Source organism: Bradyrhizobium sp. GW821-FHT13H05, from assembly GCF_058804065.1.
Map to the genome: position 1 here is coordinate 333,520 of NZ_JBXAPO010000001.1, position 17,881 is coordinate 351,400.

20 protein-coding genes are annotated in these 17,881 nt (G+C 61.9%); 7 read left to right on the forward strand and 13 right to left on the reverse strand.

Annotated elements, in window-relative coordinates:
- Positions 1-16 precede the first annotated feature (16 nt).
- The 3 genes from soxY to AC1RR3_RS01590 all read right to left on the reverse strand — a co-directional run bounded on the left by soxY (position 17) and on the right by AC1RR3_RS01590 (position 1,640).
- The gene (soxY, locus tag AC1RR3_RS01580; protein ID WP_492818655.1) at positions 17-469 is read right to left on the reverse strand and encodes a thiosulfate oxidation carrier protein SoxY; all 453 of its coding nucleotides are present in this window, start codon (positions 467-469) and stop codon (positions 17-19) included.
- Between the two features lie 18 nt (positions 470-487).
- Complete coding sequence (gene soxX, locus AC1RR3_RS01585; RefSeq protein ID WP_492819770.1) at positions 488-931, reverse strand: sulfur oxidation c-type cytochrome SoxX; 444 nt, start codon at positions 929-931, stop codon at positions 488-490.
- Between the two features lie 127 nt (positions 932-1,058).
- Positions 1,059-1,640, reverse strand: a complete 582-nt coding sequence (locus tag AC1RR3_RS01590; protein ID WP_492818657.1) for a SoxW family protein — start codon at positions 1,638-1,640, stop codon at positions 1,059-1,061.
- A 191-nt stretch (positions 1,641-1,831) separates the two neighbouring features.
- On the opposite strand from AC1RR3_RS01590, the gene AC1RR3_RS01595 reads away from it, so the two are divergent.
- Positions 1,832-2,449, forward strand: a complete 618-nt coding sequence (locus tag AC1RR3_RS01595; RefSeq protein WP_492818659.1) for a hypothetical protein — start codon at positions 1,832-1,834, stop codon at positions 2,447-2,449.
- A 1-nt stretch (position 2,450) separates the two neighbouring features.
- Here the strand turns inward: AC1RR3_RS01595 and AC1RR3_RS01600 are convergent, their stop codons facing one another.
- Positions 2,451-3,185, reverse strand: a complete 735-nt coding sequence (locus AC1RR3_RS01600; RefSeq protein WP_492818661.1) for a cytochrome c biogenesis CcdA family protein — start codon at positions 3,183-3,185, stop codon at positions 2,451-2,453.
- A 75-nt stretch (positions 3,186-3,260) separates the two neighbouring features.
- Between AC1RR3_RS01600 and AC1RR3_RS01605 the strand changes: the two genes are divergently transcribed.
- From AC1RR3_RS01605 to AC1RR3_RS01615, 3 genes are all read left to right on the forward strand, one after another.
- Positions 3,261-3,635, forward strand: a complete 375-nt coding sequence (locus AC1RR3_RS01605; RefSeq protein ID WP_492818663.1) for a thioredoxin — start codon at positions 3,261-3,263, stop codon at positions 3,633-3,635.
- 30 nt (positions 3,636-3,665) lie between these two features.
- Complete coding sequence (locus AC1RR3_RS01610) at positions 3,666-4,016, forward strand: ArsR/SmtB family transcription factor (RefSeq protein ID WP_492818665.1); 351 nt, start codon at positions 3,666-3,668, stop codon at positions 4,014-4,016.
- Positions 4,017-4,088: 72 nt separating this feature from the next.
- Entirely contained in the window at positions 4,089-5,168 is a 1,080-nt protein-coding gene (locus AC1RR3_RS01615; RefSeq protein ID WP_492818667.1) for a YeeE/YedE family protein, read from the forward strand.
- Between the two features lie 145 nt (positions 5,169-5,313).
- Here AC1RR3_RS01615 and AC1RR3_RS01620 read toward each other — a convergent pair whose 3' ends face one another.
- From AC1RR3_RS01620 to AC1RR3_RS01635, 4 genes are all read right to left on the reverse strand, one after another.
- Positions 5,314-5,862, reverse strand: coding sequence for a rhodanese family protein (locus AC1RR3_RS01620; RefSeq protein ID WP_492818669.1), 549 nt, complete (start codon positions 5,860-5,862; stop codon positions 5,314-5,316).
- Positions 5,863-5,886: 24 nt separating this feature from the next.
- Entirely contained in the window at positions 5,887-6,216 is a 330-nt protein-coding gene (locus AC1RR3_RS01625) for an ArsR/SmtB family transcription factor (protein WP_492818671.1), read from the reverse strand.
- Between the two features lie 1,131 nt (positions 6,217-7,347).
- Positions 7,348-8,679: a tyrosine-type recombinase/integrase gene (locus AC1RR3_RS01630; protein WP_492818673.1), complete on the reverse strand. Its 1,332-nt coding sequence runs from the start codon at positions 8,677-8,679 to the stop codon at positions 7,348-7,350.
- A 580-nt stretch (positions 8,680-9,259) separates the two neighbouring features.
- The gene (locus AC1RR3_RS01635; RefSeq protein WP_492818675.1) at positions 9,260-9,937 is read right to left on the reverse strand and encodes a hypothetical protein; all 678 of its coding nucleotides are present in this window, start codon (positions 9,935-9,937) and stop codon (positions 9,260-9,262) included.
- A 429-nt stretch (positions 9,938-10,366) separates the two neighbouring features.
- Between AC1RR3_RS01635 and AC1RR3_RS01640 the strand changes: the two genes are divergently transcribed.
- Positions 10,367-11,569 (forward strand): hypothetical protein, encoded by a 1,203-nt coding sequence (locus AC1RR3_RS01640; RefSeq protein ID WP_492818677.1) that lies wholly within the window; start codon positions 10,367-10,369, stop codon positions 11,567-11,569.
- Between the two features lie 369 nt (positions 11,570-11,938).
- Here the strand turns inward: AC1RR3_RS01640 and greA are convergent, their stop codons facing one another.
- The 3 genes from greA to AC1RR3_RS01655 all read right to left on the reverse strand — a co-directional run bounded on the left by greA (position 11,939) and on the right by AC1RR3_RS01655 (position 13,464).
- A complete protein-coding gene (gene greA / locus AC1RR3_RS01645; RefSeq protein WP_492818679.1) occupies positions 11,939-12,421 on the reverse strand; it encodes a transcription elongation factor GreA in 483 nt (160 codons plus the stop codon).
- Positions 12,422-12,487: 66 nt separating this feature from the next.
- The gene (locus AC1RR3_RS01650) at positions 12,488-12,970 is read right to left on the reverse strand and encodes a hypothetical protein (protein WP_492818681.1); all 483 of its coding nucleotides are present in this window, start codon (positions 12,968-12,970) and stop codon (positions 12,488-12,490) included.
- A 137-nt stretch (positions 12,971-13,107) separates the two neighbouring features.
- Complete coding sequence (locus AC1RR3_RS01655) at positions 13,108-13,464, reverse strand: hypothetical protein (protein ID WP_492818683.1); 357 nt, start codon at positions 13,462-13,464, stop codon at positions 13,108-13,110.
- 269 nt (positions 13,465-13,733) lie between these two features.
- Between AC1RR3_RS01655 and AC1RR3_RS01660 the strand changes: the two genes are divergently transcribed.
- Positions 13,734-13,967: a DUF3551 domain-containing protein gene (locus AC1RR3_RS01660; protein ID WP_492818685.1), complete on the forward strand. Its 234-nt coding sequence runs from the start codon at positions 13,734-13,736 to the stop codon at positions 13,965-13,967.
- 372 nt (positions 13,968-14,339) lie between these two features.
- Entirely contained in the window at positions 14,340-15,875 is a 1,536-nt protein-coding gene (locus tag AC1RR3_RS01665; RefSeq protein WP_492818687.1) for a peroxidase family protein, read from the forward strand.
- A 153-nt stretch (positions 15,876-16,028) separates the two neighbouring features.
- Here AC1RR3_RS01665 and AC1RR3_RS01670 read toward each other — a convergent pair whose 3' ends face one another.
- A complete protein-coding gene (locus tag AC1RR3_RS01670; protein WP_492818689.1) occupies positions 16,029-17,015 on the reverse strand; it encodes a Bug family tripartite tricarboxylate transporter substrate binding protein in 987 nt (328 codons plus the stop codon).
- A gap of 255 nt (positions 17,016-17,270) precedes the next feature.
- Complete coding sequence (locus AC1RR3_RS01675) at positions 17,271-17,789, reverse strand: hypothetical protein (RefSeq protein WP_492818691.1); 519 nt, start codon at positions 17,787-17,789, stop codon at positions 17,271-17,273.
- Between the last annotated feature and the right edge of the window lie 92 nt (positions 17,790-17,881).

Below are 17,881 nucleotides of genomic sequence, written 5' to 3' on the forward strand. Positions count from 1 at the left end.
GTTCTTCTCCTTGCCCCTAGCCGCCGCAGCCGCCGATTGTCACCTTCACGGTCTTCTGCTCCGTGAACAGCGCGCCATCGCTCATCTTCGCGATTGCAATCACGTTCTGGGTGCCCGCGAGCCGGATCCGGATCGAGGCTTCTGCCTTGCCCGATAGCGGCGTAAAGGACAGCGTGGCCACCCCCGCATTCGGGTTACCGTCGGCAATGATCATGACCTCCTTGACATAGGACTCCGCGGTCATCGGACTGTCGACGCTGATCGACAGCGGCACGGTGTTGCCGTTCTCCGCGATCTCGGGCAAATCGAGTGAGATCTTGCCCTTGGCCGGCTCCTTGCCGCCCGCGAATTTCTCGATCCACTTCGCCGCGTCATTCGTCACCTCGGCGCCCGCTGTCATCGGCATCAAGGTCAGCGCGACGAAGCCACCCCCGAGCGCGAATGCCTGCCGTCTGTTGATTGCCGTCATGCCTGATCCTCCTCGCCGTCAGTTCAGCATTTTGAGAAAAGCGACAACGTCCTCGACCTGCGCGGCCGTCAGAATGGATTTGCCGTCGAATTCCGGGCGCACCCGGCTCAATCCGTCGTTCTTGAAGAACGCGGGCATGACCGTATCGGTGAAGATGCGCTTGGGATCGGCGACGATGAGGCGCAATTGCGCCTCAGTGTAGCGGCCGGCGACACCGTCGAGCGACGGACCGAATTCGCCGTGAAATTCTTCGGACTTCAGGCTGGTGACCTGATGGCAAGCCAGGCAGTTGCCAAGCGTGCGCGTGAGGAACACCTTTTTCCCAGCTTCAGGACTGCCGGGTGCGCCGGTCAAAGAATTCGGCAGCGAGTCCTGGATGACGTCAAGCTTGATCGGCTCCTGAGCGACAGCGCCGCCGGCCGACACACACAGTGCAAACGCAGCCGCAAGCGAGCGCCGCATGTTCCCTACCCTTGATGGCGAGGTGACGCCCGCCTTGATTGCGATGGACTCACGATCCATCAAATTCATTTATGATGATATGTTCATATAACCGACGACGTCAAGTCGAATTCGCGCGCGCCGTCGGCTAGCCGTTTGTGGTAAGAAAATCCCGGAACGAGCCGCGCTCGTACGCGCGCTCCCGCACGAAGCGAAACATCGCCAGAAAATGCGGTGGCTTGAGATATCCCGGCGCCCGGGCGACCTCGCGCGCCATCGCCGCCTTCGCCTCGATGCCGCTGGACGTTGGGGGGAAGAACTGGAACGTCGGGGTGAACCTGATCCCGTATTTCTGGGCGAGATCCTTCTCGGACAGTTCCTGGCGGTCGAAATCGGTAACTTTGCGGGAGCCGATCAGGTTGAGCTGCAACACCTCGAAGTTGTCGCGGATGTAGGTCGTGATCGCCGTATCGGCAAAGTTCACCAGATGGGTCTCGCGGCAGTAAGGGCAGCCGCGCAGCTCCCACATGACGGCGAGGCGCTTGCCGTTTGCGGCAGCGCCCTCGAGATCCTCACGCAGATCGAGGAAGCTCTCCAGGAACCACGGCTCGTGATAGAGGCCGTCATCCCCCGGCGCCGGTTCGGCCCTCGCCTCGCCGCAGCCCGCAGCCAGAACCGCACCGGATGTCCATGCGAAAAAACTGCGCCGTGTCGGCCTGCTGAGCGACATCAGAAATTCGTGTCCTGGGACATCTTGCGCATAGGTCATTTTCATTATGATATTCGAATACGCGAATGTGACAAGGATTTCTCATCTTGCGCTGCATCATCGTCCTGCTGGCATGGCTTGCCTCGAGCGGTTTCGGAATTGGCGCTGAGGACAGCAAGCCGAAGGACTTTGCCTCGGCGATCCAACCAATCATGGCCAATCTGCGCGCCGCCGCGAGCTATACGCGCACCGACAATATCGCGCTGGCGCAGGTCGAGACCGCCGAGGCGGCGGCCGCGTGGAAGCAACTTAAGGACGGAGCCGCCGGCGTATCCGCGCCATCGTACCAACCGGCCGCGTTGGCAGGATTCCTTGCCAAAGGCGGCGAACGGCTTATGGCGGCGCGTGATAAGCTCGGCAGCGGGGACAATGCCGCAGCCGGTCGCGAGTTGCTCGCGCTCCGCCAGTCGTTCCATGACCTCAGGCGCAATTCCGGACTCTACGATCTCGGCGATTGCGTCTTTGAGATCGCGCCGGCGATGGAGAAGCTGCGCGTTGCGGCAACTCGCTTCGGTGAGCAGCCTGCGACCGCGCGGGCCGGGGACACGGTTGCCGGCGCAAGCGCTTTTCGCGATCGCCTGCAGCGCTGCAACGATTGGGCAAGCGCGGAGATTTCCGAGCAACCCGAATTCCGCCGGTTGATCGACGGCGCCATCGCCAGTGCCGGCGAGATCGCCGGTGCCGCCATGGCCGGCGATGGTCCGCTCGTGCATCGCTACCTGATCGAATTGCAATCCTACGGGCAGTTGCTGGATTTCCGCTTCGGCTAGGTCAGCCGATGCTGGTCAAACCGGGAAAGCGCTCCAGCAACCATTCCGAGATCGCAGGCATAAGCCCGGTCAGGAACATCAATCCGGTCGCAACCAGAAAGGCGCCCATGGCTTTTTCGACTGCGCCCAAATACCGACGCGCGCGGCCAAGCATCGCCACGAAGCGACCGGTGAAGGCAGCCGCAGTCAGAAACGGAATCCCGGTCCCGGCCGAATAGGCCAACAACAGCAGCGCCCCCCTGCCCGCCGTATCCTCGGCCCCCGCCATCAACAGCACCGCGGCCAGAATAGGACCTGCGCAGGGTGTCCAGCCAAACGCAAAGGCGAGCCCCATCACGAAGGCCCCTGCCAGACCTGCCGGCCGGCGTTCGACCTGTATCGTTGCGCTGCGATAGAGCAGCGGAATTCGGAACAGGCCAAGAAAATGCAAGCCCATGATGATGATCAAGATACCTGCGATCGTACCGAGCATCGACAGATGAACAGAGATGAAGCGGCCAGCCATCGATGCGGTCGAGCCGAGCACGACAAAGACCAGGGAAAAGCCCGCCACAAAGGCCAGCGCCGAGGCCATGATCCGCGGCCGCAGATCCGGCCGATCGTCGGCCGACAGGACCGTGATCGACAGGCCGGCCATGTAACAAAGAAAGGGCGGCACCAGCGGCAGGATACAAGGCGATAGAAATGATAAAAGGCCGGCGACAAAGGCCGCGCCGAGCGTGACGTCCAAAGTCATGGCGCCTCATCCCTGGAACATATGCGAATTTAATGATATAAAGGAGCGAAGAAGTCCAGAGATTGTCAGCCCAGGATGAGCCGGATCACACAATTGCTCGCAACCGTTGCCGCCTTCACGGTGCTGGCGACGGCAGATTTGCAGGCCGAGGAGCTCATCATGTTCGAGCGAGCCGGCTGCGTCTGGTGCGCGCGCTTTGACGCCGAAATTGCGCCGATCTACGCCAGGACCGAGGAGGGGCAGGCGGCGCCGTTGCGCCGCGTTGATCGCGGTGCCCCCCTGCCCGTTGATCTCGCCGGCGTCGATCCTGGCGCCTTCACGCCGACCTTCGTCGTGTTAAAAGAGGGTCGCGAGATCGGACGTATTCGCGGCTATCCGGGGGAGGCCTTCTTCTTCGGCCTGCTGGACCGGATTCTGACCAATCCGGGATGCGCGCCCGGTCGGCCGTGACCAACCGATGTTTTTGAGGATTGTGACGCAATGCCGCTGCCAAAGTTGAAGGAGATCGAGAGTTCCGCCGAACTCGAGCAGATGATCGAGAAGGCGCGAGAGGCGAGCGACATGCTGAAAGCGTTGTCGCACGAATCGCGATTGCTGCTGCTTTGCATCCTCGCCGAGGGCGAAAAGTCCGTAACCGAGCTGGAGCAGTTTCTGGGTGAACGGCAGTCGACGGTCTCGCAGCAGCTTGCGCGGCTAAGGCTCGATCGGCTGGTGACGACCCGCCGCGATGGCAAAACGATCTACTACAGTCTCGCCAACGAGGATGTCCGCAAGATTCTCACCGCCGTTTACGATGTCTTTTGCGAACCGGTGCGCCGCCGACGCCGGTAGTTCTCCGCGCTGGATTTTCGCACCCTCCTGGCGCAGACTGCCTGACAAACAGAGCAAAGAAGTCAGGGAGGAATGCTGAGCCCTTCAACCATAGCATTCGTGTGCGGGCTTGCCGCTGGCGCCGTGCTCGGCGTCGCCGGCCGGGCGGGCCGTTTCTGCACGCTTGCCATGCTTGAAGATGCATATTTCGGATCCGATCTTCGCAGGTTGAAGTCTTTTGCCCTGGCCGCTGCCGTCGCACTGGCTGCGACGCAGGCGCTGGTCGCATTCGGCGTCGTCGATCTATCGCGGTCGATCTACCTGACGTCGTCAATCGGTTTCGGTGGCGCGATCATCGGCGGGCTGATGTTCGGCGTCGGTATGGCGCTGGTCGGCACCTGCGGCTTCGGCACATTGGTGCGTGTGGGCGGCGGTGACCTGCGCGCCGTCGTGGTTTTTCTCGTGCTCGGCATTTCGGCGCTGGCAACCATGCGCGGCGTGACCGGGATGTTGCGCGTGTTGTTGATCGAGCCACTCTCGCTGCGACTGCCCGAGGGCACCAATCAGACCCTGACGTCACTGCTCGGCTCCGGCCCCCCCACGCACGCCTTTTTGGTCGCTTCCGTCGCCATCGCGCTCGCCTTCTGGGCACTCGCGGACGGCAAGCTGATCCGCTCGCCGCGGCTGTTCGCCTCGGGGCTCGCCGTTGGCGGAGCGATCGCATTCGGCTGGTTCGCGACAGGGTGGCTGACGGATGACGCCTTCGATCCCACTCGCGTGAGCTCGCTGAGTTTCGTCGCCCCGCTCGGCGACAGCATCCTCTATGTCGCGACATTCTCCGGCGCGCGCGCGAATTTCAGCATAGGCTCCGTAGCAGGCGTCGTCGCCGGCTCGTTTGCAGCCGCAATGCTTGCGCGCGGCTTCCGCTGGGAAGCCTGCGACGATGCACGCGAACTGAAACGTCACATGATTGGCGCACTGCTGATGGGCATCGGCGGCATCATGTCGATGGGATGCACCGTCGGTCAGGGCCTGACTGCCTTCTCCACGCTTGCGGTGTCGGCGCCCATGACAATGCTGGCCATCGCTTGCGGCGCCCGGCTTGGGCTCGAGTTCACGATGACCGGCGAATGGCTGCCGGCCGTCCGACGATTATTCGGGGCATCGACGTAGCGCCCCCAGACGAGCAGCGGCACGGCCAAGATCGAGCCGCCGCCAACAGCCCAGCGAAAAGCCGGGCGACGAGCCAGAGGCGATGCCGGGCGCGGCTAGGGTCACAGATAGCGTCGCGGAAGCGCCCCCTCATTTCAAAGCAGCGTCACTCGACCGGCGCAGATGAGCCGTAGATGGCGCGGTTCCAAGGCGCCCGCATCAGAATGCGAGCCAAGCCGCAAAAGCCGGTGACACCGGCCGTGATCAGCCCGGTGCCGACGAAGGCAGGCACGGCGAAGAACCACGGCGAGACCAGAAGGCCAAGCAGCGTACCCACCACAGCGAGACCGCCGGCTCCAATCTGCACCTGGCGCTGAAGCTCGAGTGGTTGGCGCCGGTCGCTCACGACCAGTAGGCCCGCCTTGCGCCAAGCGTCGAGCCCGCCTTCAACGATGAAGCCCTGGCAGGCTTCGCCGAGCTTCGCCACGAGCCGTTGCGCGTTGGCCCGAGTGCGCGCGCCGCTTTTGCAGTGAAAGATGACCGGCTTGCCCTGGTGCACGGCAAGGTCGGCGTCGTCGAGTTTCGACAGCGGCAGGTGCCGCGCGCCGGGGATTTTCTCGCGGGCGTGCTCATCGACTTCGCGGATGTCGATCAGGAGGGCTCCGCCGTCAAGCAGGCGGCGCGCCTCGGCTGGCTTGATTGTGGACAGTGACATGATGAACTCCTCTACTTTCCTGAATTAGTTCTTCGCCTTGACGGGCCTGCAAAAGAGCCTGTGCAGCGTGGCAAAGAGCTGCTCGATGCGCGGATCGGCGATGCGGTACCAGAGCGTCTGGCTGTCGCGCCGGAATGTCACAAGGCCCTCTTCGCGCATCTTTGCGAGGTGCTGCGAGAGGGCCGATTGCGACAAACCCACGGCTTCCGCGAGCGCACCCGCGTTGCCCTCGCCGCATTCGACGAGCTTGCACAGGATCATCAGCCGCCGCTCGTTGGCGAGCACGCGCAGAATGCCTGCGACTTCAACCGCCTGCTTTTCGAAACTCCCTAGATCGAAGGCTCGGGAGGCCATTGGCCACTCCTTGATTTAGTGATACCTAATTTAGATATATCTAATATATATGTCAAGACCAGCCGGTGCATCGGACGCTTCGGCATGGCGGAACCAGTCATCCGGACATTCTTCAACGAGCCGGCCGACACGGTGAGCTAGCTGGTCGCCGATCCGACGGTGACGAAGGCTATCGGCGCTTCGAGGCAGGATCGGTTCTCCTGTACGACCGCATGGTGGCTTATCGTCCGGACAACACGGGGGCTCACGTCGACTTCAAGCACTATTTCGACGGCAGCGTGGTGCAGCTGCCCCAATGCGTCGCGATGACATTGAACAGAAGTGGGAAAATGCCGGCTACGTCGGGCGGCTCTGACCCACTCCAAAGTTGAGGAAGCGATTCTGTCAGGCGGTTTTCTAGTCGCCTTGGCCTCTGCCGCGACGAGTAGAGCAGATCACAATGCCGAGAGTGGGCTCGCCGACCGGCTGTCAAAAACACCGTTTGAAAAACCGTTTTAGTTCGGCGCTCTCAAACGGTTTCTCTCGCTAAGGTCTTGATTTAAATGGTGGGCGCACCAGGGCTCGAACCTGGGACCCGCTGATTAAGAGTCAGGTGCTCCAATAATCGATTGTGCGCAGCTCTTCCCTAATGCGAGGTCTCTCTGACATTTAGGTACCGATCGGCCCCGCGACGCCCTTACAAGCCCCATCCCTCTCGGCAAATGGATGCAATTCGTCCTTTTTGCACGCCACAGCTACCCGGCAGCTATGCTTAAGCTCTAGACCTCTTTGTTCCTGGAGAAGCCTGCGCTTCTATTGCCTCAGCGGGTCACGGTTCGGACGCAGGCATGGGCGGGAAGACTCCGATCGAGGCATCAGGGGCGCCAGATGGTGGCAAGAAGCTGCACGCTACGAAGCGGCCACGCAAAAACCGTGGCATGCCGCCGCCCGCGACGTTCGACGTCGATGCTCTGCCCGGTAGCTCCAATTTGACGGCATTAGAGACGGCCGCGGTCATCCGGCGCACGCCTGGCGCGCTGGAGCAATGGCGGCGCGATCCGAACCACCCGCTGAAATGGCGTTACGTCGATGGTCGCCCCCTCTATCGTGTCGATGCGGTGCGCGACTATCTGGCCATGTACGATAAGACCACTAGGACGCCTCAGCCGCATAATGCTCACGGAGCCGGCCGAGGAGCTCGGCCTTGATCGGGTCAAGCGGATTCGTCCGCTGTAGGCGCACGATTTTGCCGACCCGTTTCGCGCCGACCAACTCTGCAATGTAGTCGTGGGCCGCTTCGAATGCCATCTTGCGGATGATCCACTGTTCGTCGTGATTGTAGACCTGATCGATTCCGCTGGGCTTTTGTCCAACACACAATCGCTGGATTTCGTTATCGTAGCCACAGCGTGACATGATGGTGCGCAAGCTGCGCCTTAAGTCATGCATGGTGAACTTGGCGACGCCTGCTTCCTTGACCAGGCGGTTGACCATCTTGGTGAAGCCGGACATCTGGCCGCCAGTCTTTGGTGACGGGAAGACATAGTCGGAGGTTGCCCGCTGGAAATGTTTCGCGGCCGTGAGCACCTCGTCAACTAGGTGAGTGCGCGGCATATCGTGGTGCAGCCCCATCTTGGTCCACGCCGCATCGAAGGTGATGCGGTCGTCCATGATGTGCTTTCGCCACTCGATCATGGTAGGCTCGCTGCGGCGCGGGCCACCGAGCAGGCACATGCGTGCCAGGAGACCGAAAGCGCCGAGCTTGCCGGATGCATCCCAGACCTTGATGATTTCCTCATCGGTCAGCGCGCGGCCCTTCGTTCGGCGTCCGACCCTTTGGGCGCGGGTTTCCTTGGGCGCGCGATAGCCGGAGAGCACGTTGTGCTCGACGTAACCTTCGCCGACGCACCATTCGAGGAAGGTATGCACGTGCTTGCGCAAGTCCTTGGCTGCGCCGCGCTTGCCGGTCTTTGCAATCTTGTCGACCGCAGCCATGATCTGCCGTCGCGTCAGGTCCCCCACGCCGCTCTCGGCGTGATCCTTGAGCCCGCGCCGCAGCGCCGACACTGCTGGCTTCCAGTTGACGACTTGACGTTCGGTCAAGGACGTCTGGTAGGGACCATCTTCAACAATGAGCGTCGCGAGCGTGGTGCGTTGCTTTTCGGCTGCCTGTTGCCGCCTCGCCTCGCGCTTCGCATCGTTCGGGTCCAAGCCCTTGACGACGTCGCCTGCGGCGATGGTGGCGGCCTTGCGCGCGGCCTTCTCATTATATTTGGGCCACGCGCCGAGGGTCTTGCGCTGGGTCCCCCTCACCCCCGGCTTGGTGAAGAGGTAGACCCAGGTCCGGCCGCCGGTGGCGCGCATGCGCAAAGCGAGGCCGGGCAGCTTGTCGTCGTGGAGATAATGCTGCGCCTTCCCTGGCGGCAGCGTTGCGTTGCGGATCACCGCATCGGTGAGTGTCAGCTGGTTGGCCGGCTCCGTCATGAATCCTTCCCTCTCTCTGTGCCCGGTGCCCCGCAAGTACGGCGGTCAGTCCTCGAACAGAACCGGGTCTCAGACCTCCCCCGTTTTTGTGCCCCAAGGGAAAATCCACGGCGGGCACAACGGGGGCATACAAAATGTAGTAAGGTCACCTATGGGCTCTTATGGTCTCATAAGGGAGCAACCCACTTCATTTAAAGGATTTTTTACATCTCAACTATGGCCGGATTTGGTTGGCTCGGGCCTACGGATTGTGGTTCACACGGGAGAGGTCCAAGGTTCGATCCCTTGTGCGCCCACCACGCTTCGCCAAAAGGCTTCGCGTGGCGCAGCCACGCCCAATGATGGCGAAGCGTGTCCGGCATAGCTCGAAGAGCGTAGTCGGACTGGGGCGTCTTGCTTGGCTCCATCAAAAAAGTCGAAAACAACCCCATGCACAGTAGCCGATTTCAGTCGGATCAATGGGTTACGAATTTTCCGAAATTAACTTGCTCCGTCGGGCAAACAGGAGCATGATGGTATCGTCAAGGAAAGGCTCACACCACCGTCTGAGCCCGGCGACCTTCGCACGCCACCTCGAACCTCAAGCGGCCCGCGCCGGCCGCAAGGCCGCATACAGCCCGACCAGTGTCCCGATCGCGACCAGCGCAGCCGCCAGCAGCAGCTGCAATTCGCCGTCGTCGGTGGCCCCGACGGACGACACCAGTCTGGTCACGACGACGAACAGGATGCCCACGGAGGCCGCTGCGCCCACACTGAGATAGGCGAGCTCGCGCGACAGGCTCCGGCCGAGCAGTCCGAGCGCGGTGAAATACATCGCGCAGGCGTTGGGATGAACGAACAGGGCGACGCGCGCGTAAGGACCGTAGGCGTCGAGCAGGGACTCGCACCGGTTCAGTGCCGCTTTTGAGGCGACCCGCTGCAACAACGGTCGGAAAAAACGAGCCTGTCCGTAACTCAAGACCGCGCCCGCGATGATGGCCAGCCACGCCACGATGAACACGGAGACATCTGCGGGCTTCGGATTGAGCGCCACGGACATCAGGATGAGGGCGGTTCCGGGAAAATAGCCAAAATACGGAAAGACCGACTCCAGCAGCACGCAGACGAACATGAAGACCGGAAACCATGGTGAACCGGTCGCGCCCTGGACGATGGCGTTCAAGTCGAAAAGGTTCGTCTTGTACAGGACGAGGTACATGCACACGGCCAGTACGGCCAGCGCGTAGAACGGCAAGGCTCCCGACAGAAACTGTCTCATCCAACCATCGGGCTTTGTTGCGCGGGCACAGTGGAGACCATCGATATCAACACAAGACCCGGGATGAACAGTGGCATGATGCTATCATCCGGACTGAGGGCACGTCACCAGATGGTTAGGCCGCATCTGGGTCCACGTCATGTCACCGGCCTCAGGGCAAATGGCGCAGAGAGTGTCCCCTTCGCAGGGCGCAGGCCAAGGCGCAACCCCGTATATGCCCCACCGCCCATCCTGCATCCGCCCCAGCGCTCCCTGAACGACCACGTTCCCCTCTCGGCATTTGTCGGCGGGGATGCCCGGCCCAAGCTGCTTACAAAGACAGCGCGACCATCGCTGCGGACAAGGTTGGATTCTGCATTGACTCAACCAGTGCGGGCGGTGTCAGATGGAGCATATTTAGTGATTACTGTCGGCAAATTGAGGGGCGCAATGGGGATTGGCGCAGGCGTCGTAAAGCCGTTTGCCGCGGCCTGGCGGGCGCGAGCGTATTTCATTTTCGCTCTGATCTTCTGGCTTCTCTACAGCACGCTGTCGCAGCCCTTCGCTGCGGACCCCAACAAGGTCTGGTGGAAGGACCTCATCGACAAGGCGGTGGGGAGCTTCGACAAGATCGCCTACATCGTCGCGATCGCCGGCCTCGTGTACATCGTTGTTTCGGATGTTCTCGAATACGTCTGGGTTCACAATCTGCAGGGCGAAGCCCAAAAGGCGTTGCAGGATGTCCGGGGCGATCTCAATCACGGATTCGTCGAGACCGGAAATATCTTCAAGAGCAGTTGGGATAGTTTCAGTCTCGGCTTGCGGGAAATGAGCTTTGAATCCGTGAAGTCCTGGGTAGAGAGTGGCAAAGGGGACCGACCGCAAATGCGCTCGATCGCTCAATCCGCGCTGGTGAGCTGTTACGGCGAGCACAATCTGGAGGCCGACAGCTTCGTCAATTTCTCACTTGACGACATGCTCGACCATTGGGCGTCCGCGCATTCGCAGACCTGGGAGAACTTCACCTCGTCCGTGACGATCCGCGCATGCGATATCGCGGAGCACTTCGAGTGGCAGGAGACGCGCAACTACACTCTGGTCTGCCCCTCGAAGACCGGAAAGCTGCCGTTTCAGCTCGAAGGATCGGCACAGGTGAAAGCAGGCGACGTGCTGGCCGCTTTGGAGCGGATGGACTTCAAGGTCAGTTTCGGAAGCCGCAACGTCGTCGATTTCAAGAGTTGGTGGCAGACCAACAAGCTCGCAACCATGCCGGCCAATGGAAAGTTCAAGCAGGAGGCCGACGGCATCACAGCCGAATATGACGGTATCTGGTTGCGGTACGAAGCGAGGGTAGAGTGCGAAATCTCACAGATCCGAACCCACGTCTCGATCTATGAACGCTCGCTGATCTCCGCCGAGGATCGCTGCTATGCCATGGCGCTGCGTCATCCGACCAAGGGCGTGCTGTCGAATTTCGCCCTTGAGGGCCTCAAAAACTGGATAGTTAAGCCGCCGGTAGCATCTGCCGAGCTATACGAGAAAGGGAGTCGGGCGGTGCGGATCGAGAAGTTCCACAAAGACTCCTGCTCCGCAAACCTGCCCGGCTGGACCCTTCCTGGGGTCGCAGTCATTATTGAATGGTCGCCAAGTTGACCCCAAATCTGGTTCGAAGTACAAAATCTAGAACGAGGAGCTCACCATGAGAATCATGCGCAAGATCACCGTCACCATCCCGCGCAAAATCAATGTTACCTAGCGATTTCAATGGTTTAGAGAAAATCCTCTTCCAATAGTTTCTGAACCGGGCGCGCGGCTTGTGCCATCTCCGATGGCGTCGATATCTGCGCTGATTTTATTTCACCCGGGTAAATAATCGCACATCGTCGACGGGCCCGCTCGGCGCCTTCCGGTCTGCATACCCTCGCCCGATCGTTTGCAGCGCTGCTTGTGGCCACCATCGATCGGCAGGTCAGACTTATGAACTGCACGCTGGCGAATTGATCACCCTCCGCAGATCTCCGGCTACCCGATCGACAAAATCTCGATCTCCTGCGCCCCCGCTCCCACGACATCGCCGACCGCCTTCCCCATCAGCGACCTCGCGACCGGCGCGACGAACGAGATCGATCCCGCCTTCGGATCCGCTTCGTCCTCGCCGACGATGCGATAGGTTTGGACGCGGCCATCGGCGCGGCTGAAGGTCACCGTGCTGCCGAAGGCGACCGTGTCGGTCGAGGACGGATCGGCAATCACCTGCGCGGTGCGCAGCCGGTCGGTCAGATAGCGGGCGTCACGCAGGGGCACCGCCGACTGCCGACGCTTCTCGTTGACGTCGTCGATGCGTTGTGCGGCGTCATAGGCTTCGCGTGCCTCTTGAAGCTGTCTCTGCAACGCCTGCAGACCCGCTTCCGTCACGAGGTTCGGATGGGGCGAGATCGGGCGATCCGGCAGCAGCGTCTCGGATGCGGTCTCGGCGCTTTCTTCCTTGGTAAAGGCGACGCTCAATTCAAAGATCCTGTCGAACTGTCCTGGCTACCGGCGCGCGTTCTCGCCGCCGGTGATTGAGCCAGACTATATCTCAAGTTCGACGAAACGGCGGAGCTTGAAGACGAGGTCCGGCATGGCCTGGCGGAACCGCGTTGCGTTGTGGAAGCTGGTCGAGAACGGCGCGAAGGTGATCATCGCATTCCAGTGCCTGTAACCGTAGACCGTTACGGAGGCACCGGTCGCCGGAAAGTCCTCCAGCTTGCGCAACTCGCCGAGCACGAGGTCGGCAATCGCCTCCGCCGGCAATAGCCGTTTGCCGTCCGGTGTCGTGGCGATTTTCGCGGGCGGCTCGGCCGGCACAGCCGCCGGCGCCGTGCCGGGCGCATCCTCGCGCTTGATCGGGATGGCTTCTGGGACGGCCGCAACCGCCTCAAATCCGCTCGACGGCGCTGTTGGCGGAACTTCCGCCAGAGGCGGCGGAGCAATACTGTCCGCAGCGCGCTTGTTGCCTCCCAGGATGCTGCTGATCATGGCCACAAGGCCAGCATCCTTCACGTCGTCACTCATTACTCCCCCCGGGCTTCGGCCTACTCTAGCACCGCGCACATAGACCGCCACAAGGGATGTATCGCCCGATTCCGTTCGGAGAGGGCCAGTTCGACAGCACGGCGGCGCGACGCCTCGTCACGCCGCCGTGCGAGCCGTCACTGCTTCTCGAACGGAATATATTGCTGGTACTGCTTGGGCACCGAACTGCGGTAGCGCGCGGGGACGGTGCCGCTGTCGACCGAATGATCGATCTCCTGCTGCCGTGTCATCTTTTTCTTCGCCGGCTTTTTCGACGCGCTCTTCTTGGCATCGGATGACGGAGCGGAGGTGTCGGGGGCCGCGCTCGGCGCGGTCGTCGCAGCCGGCGCGGTGGTTGTCGCCGCGGGGGCAGTGGTTGTCGCGGCGGGGGCAGTGGTTGCGCCGGCGGCTGGTGCGCTCTGCGCCTGCGCGAGCGGTGTTTGCATGATAAGCGCCAGCGCTGCTGTCGCAGCCAGCAAAAATGACCTTTGCATCAAAACCTCCAAAATGGCCTGATCCGAATGAGACGAAGCGTAGGCTCGCGGGATCGGCGCGTGCAAGTTTGCGCACGATAGGCTCGAACCCGGTCGCCAACTGTGGTCGAGATCACATAGCTCGCCGCAGCCTGCTTCATCATAAGCGCATGTCGAACGCAGTGCCCAGTACGGACACCAAGACGAGCACGACAAAGTGTCGGCCAAGTCCCGGAACACGCAGACTGAGCTGGTGTTCCCTCATTCAGACGTCCTCGAAGGAGACCGAAATGCGTCGCACCATCCTCACTCTCGCATCATTCGCCGCCTTGACCGCCGCGACGTTCCCGACTGCCCAGGCCCACGCCGCAAACGACAGATATTGCCTGCAAGGCCGCGTCTGGGGCTATCCCGGCAACTGCCAGTTCGCGAGCTATCAGCAATGCCAGGCCACCGCCTCGGGCACGTCCGCCTATTGCGGTATCAATCCGCGCTATGCCTTCTCGCAGCAGCGCTACGACTGACGACGTCGCGGCGCGCGCACGCCGCGCGCCGCGATACTTCTCAAGCCGCACATTTTACGTGAAGGCTCCTTACGTGAAAGTTTGTCGCTTCGCCGACAGTCGGGCGAATTGAACGGCACGAAGCCGTTTGCACCCGTCGATGACGAGAATGTTATCCGTCATCCCATCGGGAAAAATTTGCAAAGCTCCGCCGCAGCTTGCCCGCAACGCTCCCTCCCGGAACAACATCGATGTCGCGCAATGTGTGAAGTAGGTCGCTTGTGGCGCCCAACCGCCTGATCTAGCGTCGCCTGCATATTCTATTGCGAACAACTTTAGCTTTAGTTGTTGCCCGTCGTAACTTTCCGTCCATTTTTCCTGGAGGTGATTTCAATGAGCAGTCGACACGCCGTTACGCCGCGCGGATTGAACGTCACGCGTTCGCCGCTGTCCCAGGGCCGCTTCGGCCGCATGTTCCGCAAGCTTGCGTCGGCAAAATTCGGCGCGAAGGATTCCGACAACGTCGCTAACCTTTCTGCGCTCGCCGACAAGATGGTCGCCGACTTCGACGGGCCGAAAGATGGACCGGACGCAGAGGAGAGCGGAATCCCGGCGCTCTACACCTATTTCGGCCAGTTCATCGACCACGACATCACGTTCGATCCGGTGAGCTCGCTGACCAAGCAACAGGATCCCGACGGGCTCGTCGACTTCCGCACACCGTCGTTCGATCTGGACAATGTCTACGGCCGCGGTCCGAACGACCAGCCTTACATGTATGACGGCAACAAATTCCGCCTCGGCGAGAAGCTGACCGGCGCGGGCGTCGCCGACGCCAGCGACCTGCCGCGCTTCAAGGGCCGCGCACTGATCGGAGATCCCCGCAACGACGAGAACAGCATCGTCTCGCAGTTCCAGGCCTTGATGCTGCGCTTTCACAATCGCATGGTCGACGACAATGACAGCCTGTCGTTCGAAGAGGTGCAGCAGCGCGTCCGCTTCCACTATCAATACGTCGCGCTGAACGACTTCCTGCCGCGCATCGTCAACGCGGACGTGCTGAACACGTTGAAGACTGACGGCAGCTACGACCGCAGCAAGCTCGCCTACTACCACTGGAAGACCTATCCGTTCATGCCGGTCGAGTTCTCGGTCGCGGCCTACCGGCTCGGGCACTCCATGATCCGCCCCGGCTACCGGCTGAACGATGCGGCCAACATGCTGTTGCAGATCTTCCCCGACCCCCACAATCCCGACAAGAACGCGCTGACCGGCTTCCGTGCCATGGGTCCGGGGCGCGCCATGGACTGGGGCCGCTTCATCGATCTGGACACGCGCCCCTATGGCGTCGAGGACGACGACACCAATCCCGACAACAAACGGCGGCTGCAGTTCGCCTATCGCATCGATAGCTCGCTGGTGGACCCGCTGCGCAAGCTGCCGCCGGAGGTCGCGTCCAATCCAGCGTCGCTGGCGCTGCGTAATCTCGAGCGCGGCTGGCGGCTCGGCCTGCCCTCGGGCCAGGCCGTCGCCAGGGCGATGAATTTAACGCCGCTGACCGACGACGAGATCATCATCGGCAAAGCGGTCGACGAGCCCGGCGCGGGCGATCCGCAAACCAAGATCGCGACGATCGCGAATGGCGTGTTCGCCGGCAATTGTCCGCTGTGGGCCTACATCCTGGCCGAGGCGCGGCAGTTCGCGGCCGACGTCCCGATCCCCGCCACCGGCGGACCCGCGACCGTCAAGACGCCGCAGCTCGGCCCCGTCGGCGGCCGCATCGTCGCCGAAGTCTTCCTCGGCATGATGTTCGGTGACCATTCCTCGGTGCTGTCACTCGATCCGCAATGGACGCCAGTGACCGGCTCCAGCTTCGCGCTGAAGGATCTCGTGGCCTACGCACTCGGCCAGGGCGATCCGCTGCACTGAGCCTGCCGCGGACGATGACGCAAGGGCCGCTCGTGTCGTGCGAGCGGCCTTTTGGCAGACCTCGCCCTCGCCGGGAAAAGCGCGGCCCGATGACAGGCTCCGCGGTCGTCTCGAAGGAGGAGGCGCTTGCTCAAGCCCTCCCACGATCGGTCTTCAAAAAACCTCTACGCGCGAATCTTTGATCACCTTGCCCCAGCGGCCGTAGTCGGCCTTGATGGTGTCGGCGAATCCCTCGGGCGTTGAGGTGGTGACGAGGAGTCCCTGAGCCTCCAAGCGGGCTCGAACATCTGATAGCGCTCCGATGCGCACGACTTCGGCATTCAAGCGCTGGATGATTTCAGCCGGGGTCCCTGCGGGCGCGACCAGGCCAAACCAGGAATCGACGACGAAGTCCGACACGCCGGCTTCGGCTGCGGTGGGAACGTCAGGTAGCTGTGATGAGCGCTCGCGGCTGGTGACGAGAAGGCCCTTGATCTTGCCGTCGCGGATCTGTGGCGCGAGCACGGTGAGGGTGTCGAACGACAGATTCACGACGTTGCCCAGCAAGGCGTTGACCGCCGGGGCGCTGCCCTTGAACGGCACATGCAGAAGCTTCGTGCCGGTTTGGCGCTGGAAGAGTTCACCACTGAGATGGCACAGCGTTCCGGGACCGCAGGAAGAGTAGGTGAATTTGCCGGGATCGCTGTTCGCCGCAGCGATGAGGTCCCTGGCGTTCGAGACTGGCGTGTCCGGGCTGGCTGCGAGCACGTAGGCGACCGTAGCCAGGTTCGACACCGGCACGAAGCTCCTGAAGGGATCGTACCTGATCTCCTTATTGATATGCGGCAGGATGGTGAGCTGGCCGGCGGGAGCGAGGGACAAGGTGTAGCCATCGGGCTCCGCGGCAGCGACGGCTTCTGCAGCAATTGCGGTACCTGCGCCCGCCTTGTTCTCGATCACGACAGGCTGCTTGAGCGCTTCGCTCAGCTTGTCGGCGTAGACGCGCGCGACGGTATCAGCAGCGCCCCCGGGAGGAAACGGCACAATCAGCTTGATCGTACGGTTCGGCCAAACGCCGGCGCTCGCGCCGCTCGCACTCATGAGCACCGATGCGGCCAAAACGGACGCGGCGAGGAAGCGAAGAGATCGGACGAAGCGCACGGCAGGAATCCTCATTGAAGTTCGGCAAGCGGCCCGAACGTCCTTTCGCCAGAACGTTGCTTGGAAACCTGCCACCGAAGAGCACTCGATAAATGCTATTCGGCTGAGCTCGCGGCAATGGAACCGCGTTGCAAATGCGCGCTGGTCGCAAGAGGATTGCTTCTGTCCGATGCGCGATTGCGAGAAAAAACGACCAGGGGGCCTGTGCAGGCCAATCAAGGCCGGAGCGCCGGGACCGGACGCTTCCGCCTCGCCCTAACGCGCGGCGCCGAGACCGAGTTGCTCCAGCCGCGTCGCGAACCAGCGCGACAGCGGCTCATCGACGCTGCCGCTGACATAGACCTCCGACATCGTCACATGCTGCTTGTCCAGCACCAGCAGCACGCCGATCCAGTAAGCGAACCAGACATGCGGATCGGTCATCGCCTTCAGCTTGTGCTGGTCGTGCTCCACCGGCGTGTGGTTGCTCGCATTGCGAATCTCGACGCTGAGCAGGTTGTTCGGGATCTCGCGCTGATGCACGACGACATCGGGATAGATCGACTTGCCCAGATGATCGTCGGTCGAGATGATGGTGCCGTGCGGCAGATGCAGCGTACGCTCGCCGAGCCGGTCGTAATTGCAGTCGACCGCCCAGCCCGAGAACTGCCGCTCCAGATAGACGGCGAAGCGATGCGTCACCGCGCGCTCGCCGATGTCCTTCTCGAACAAGAAACCTTCGTGGGCGTAGAAGTCCCGGAGCGCCGCGATCACCTTGTTCAGCTCGGTCTGCATCGTGCCTCCGGGCTCAATCGCAAGTAGCCCGGATGGAGCGTAGCGCAATCCGGGGTTCTCGCAACATGCACGATGTCCCGGATTACGCGGAG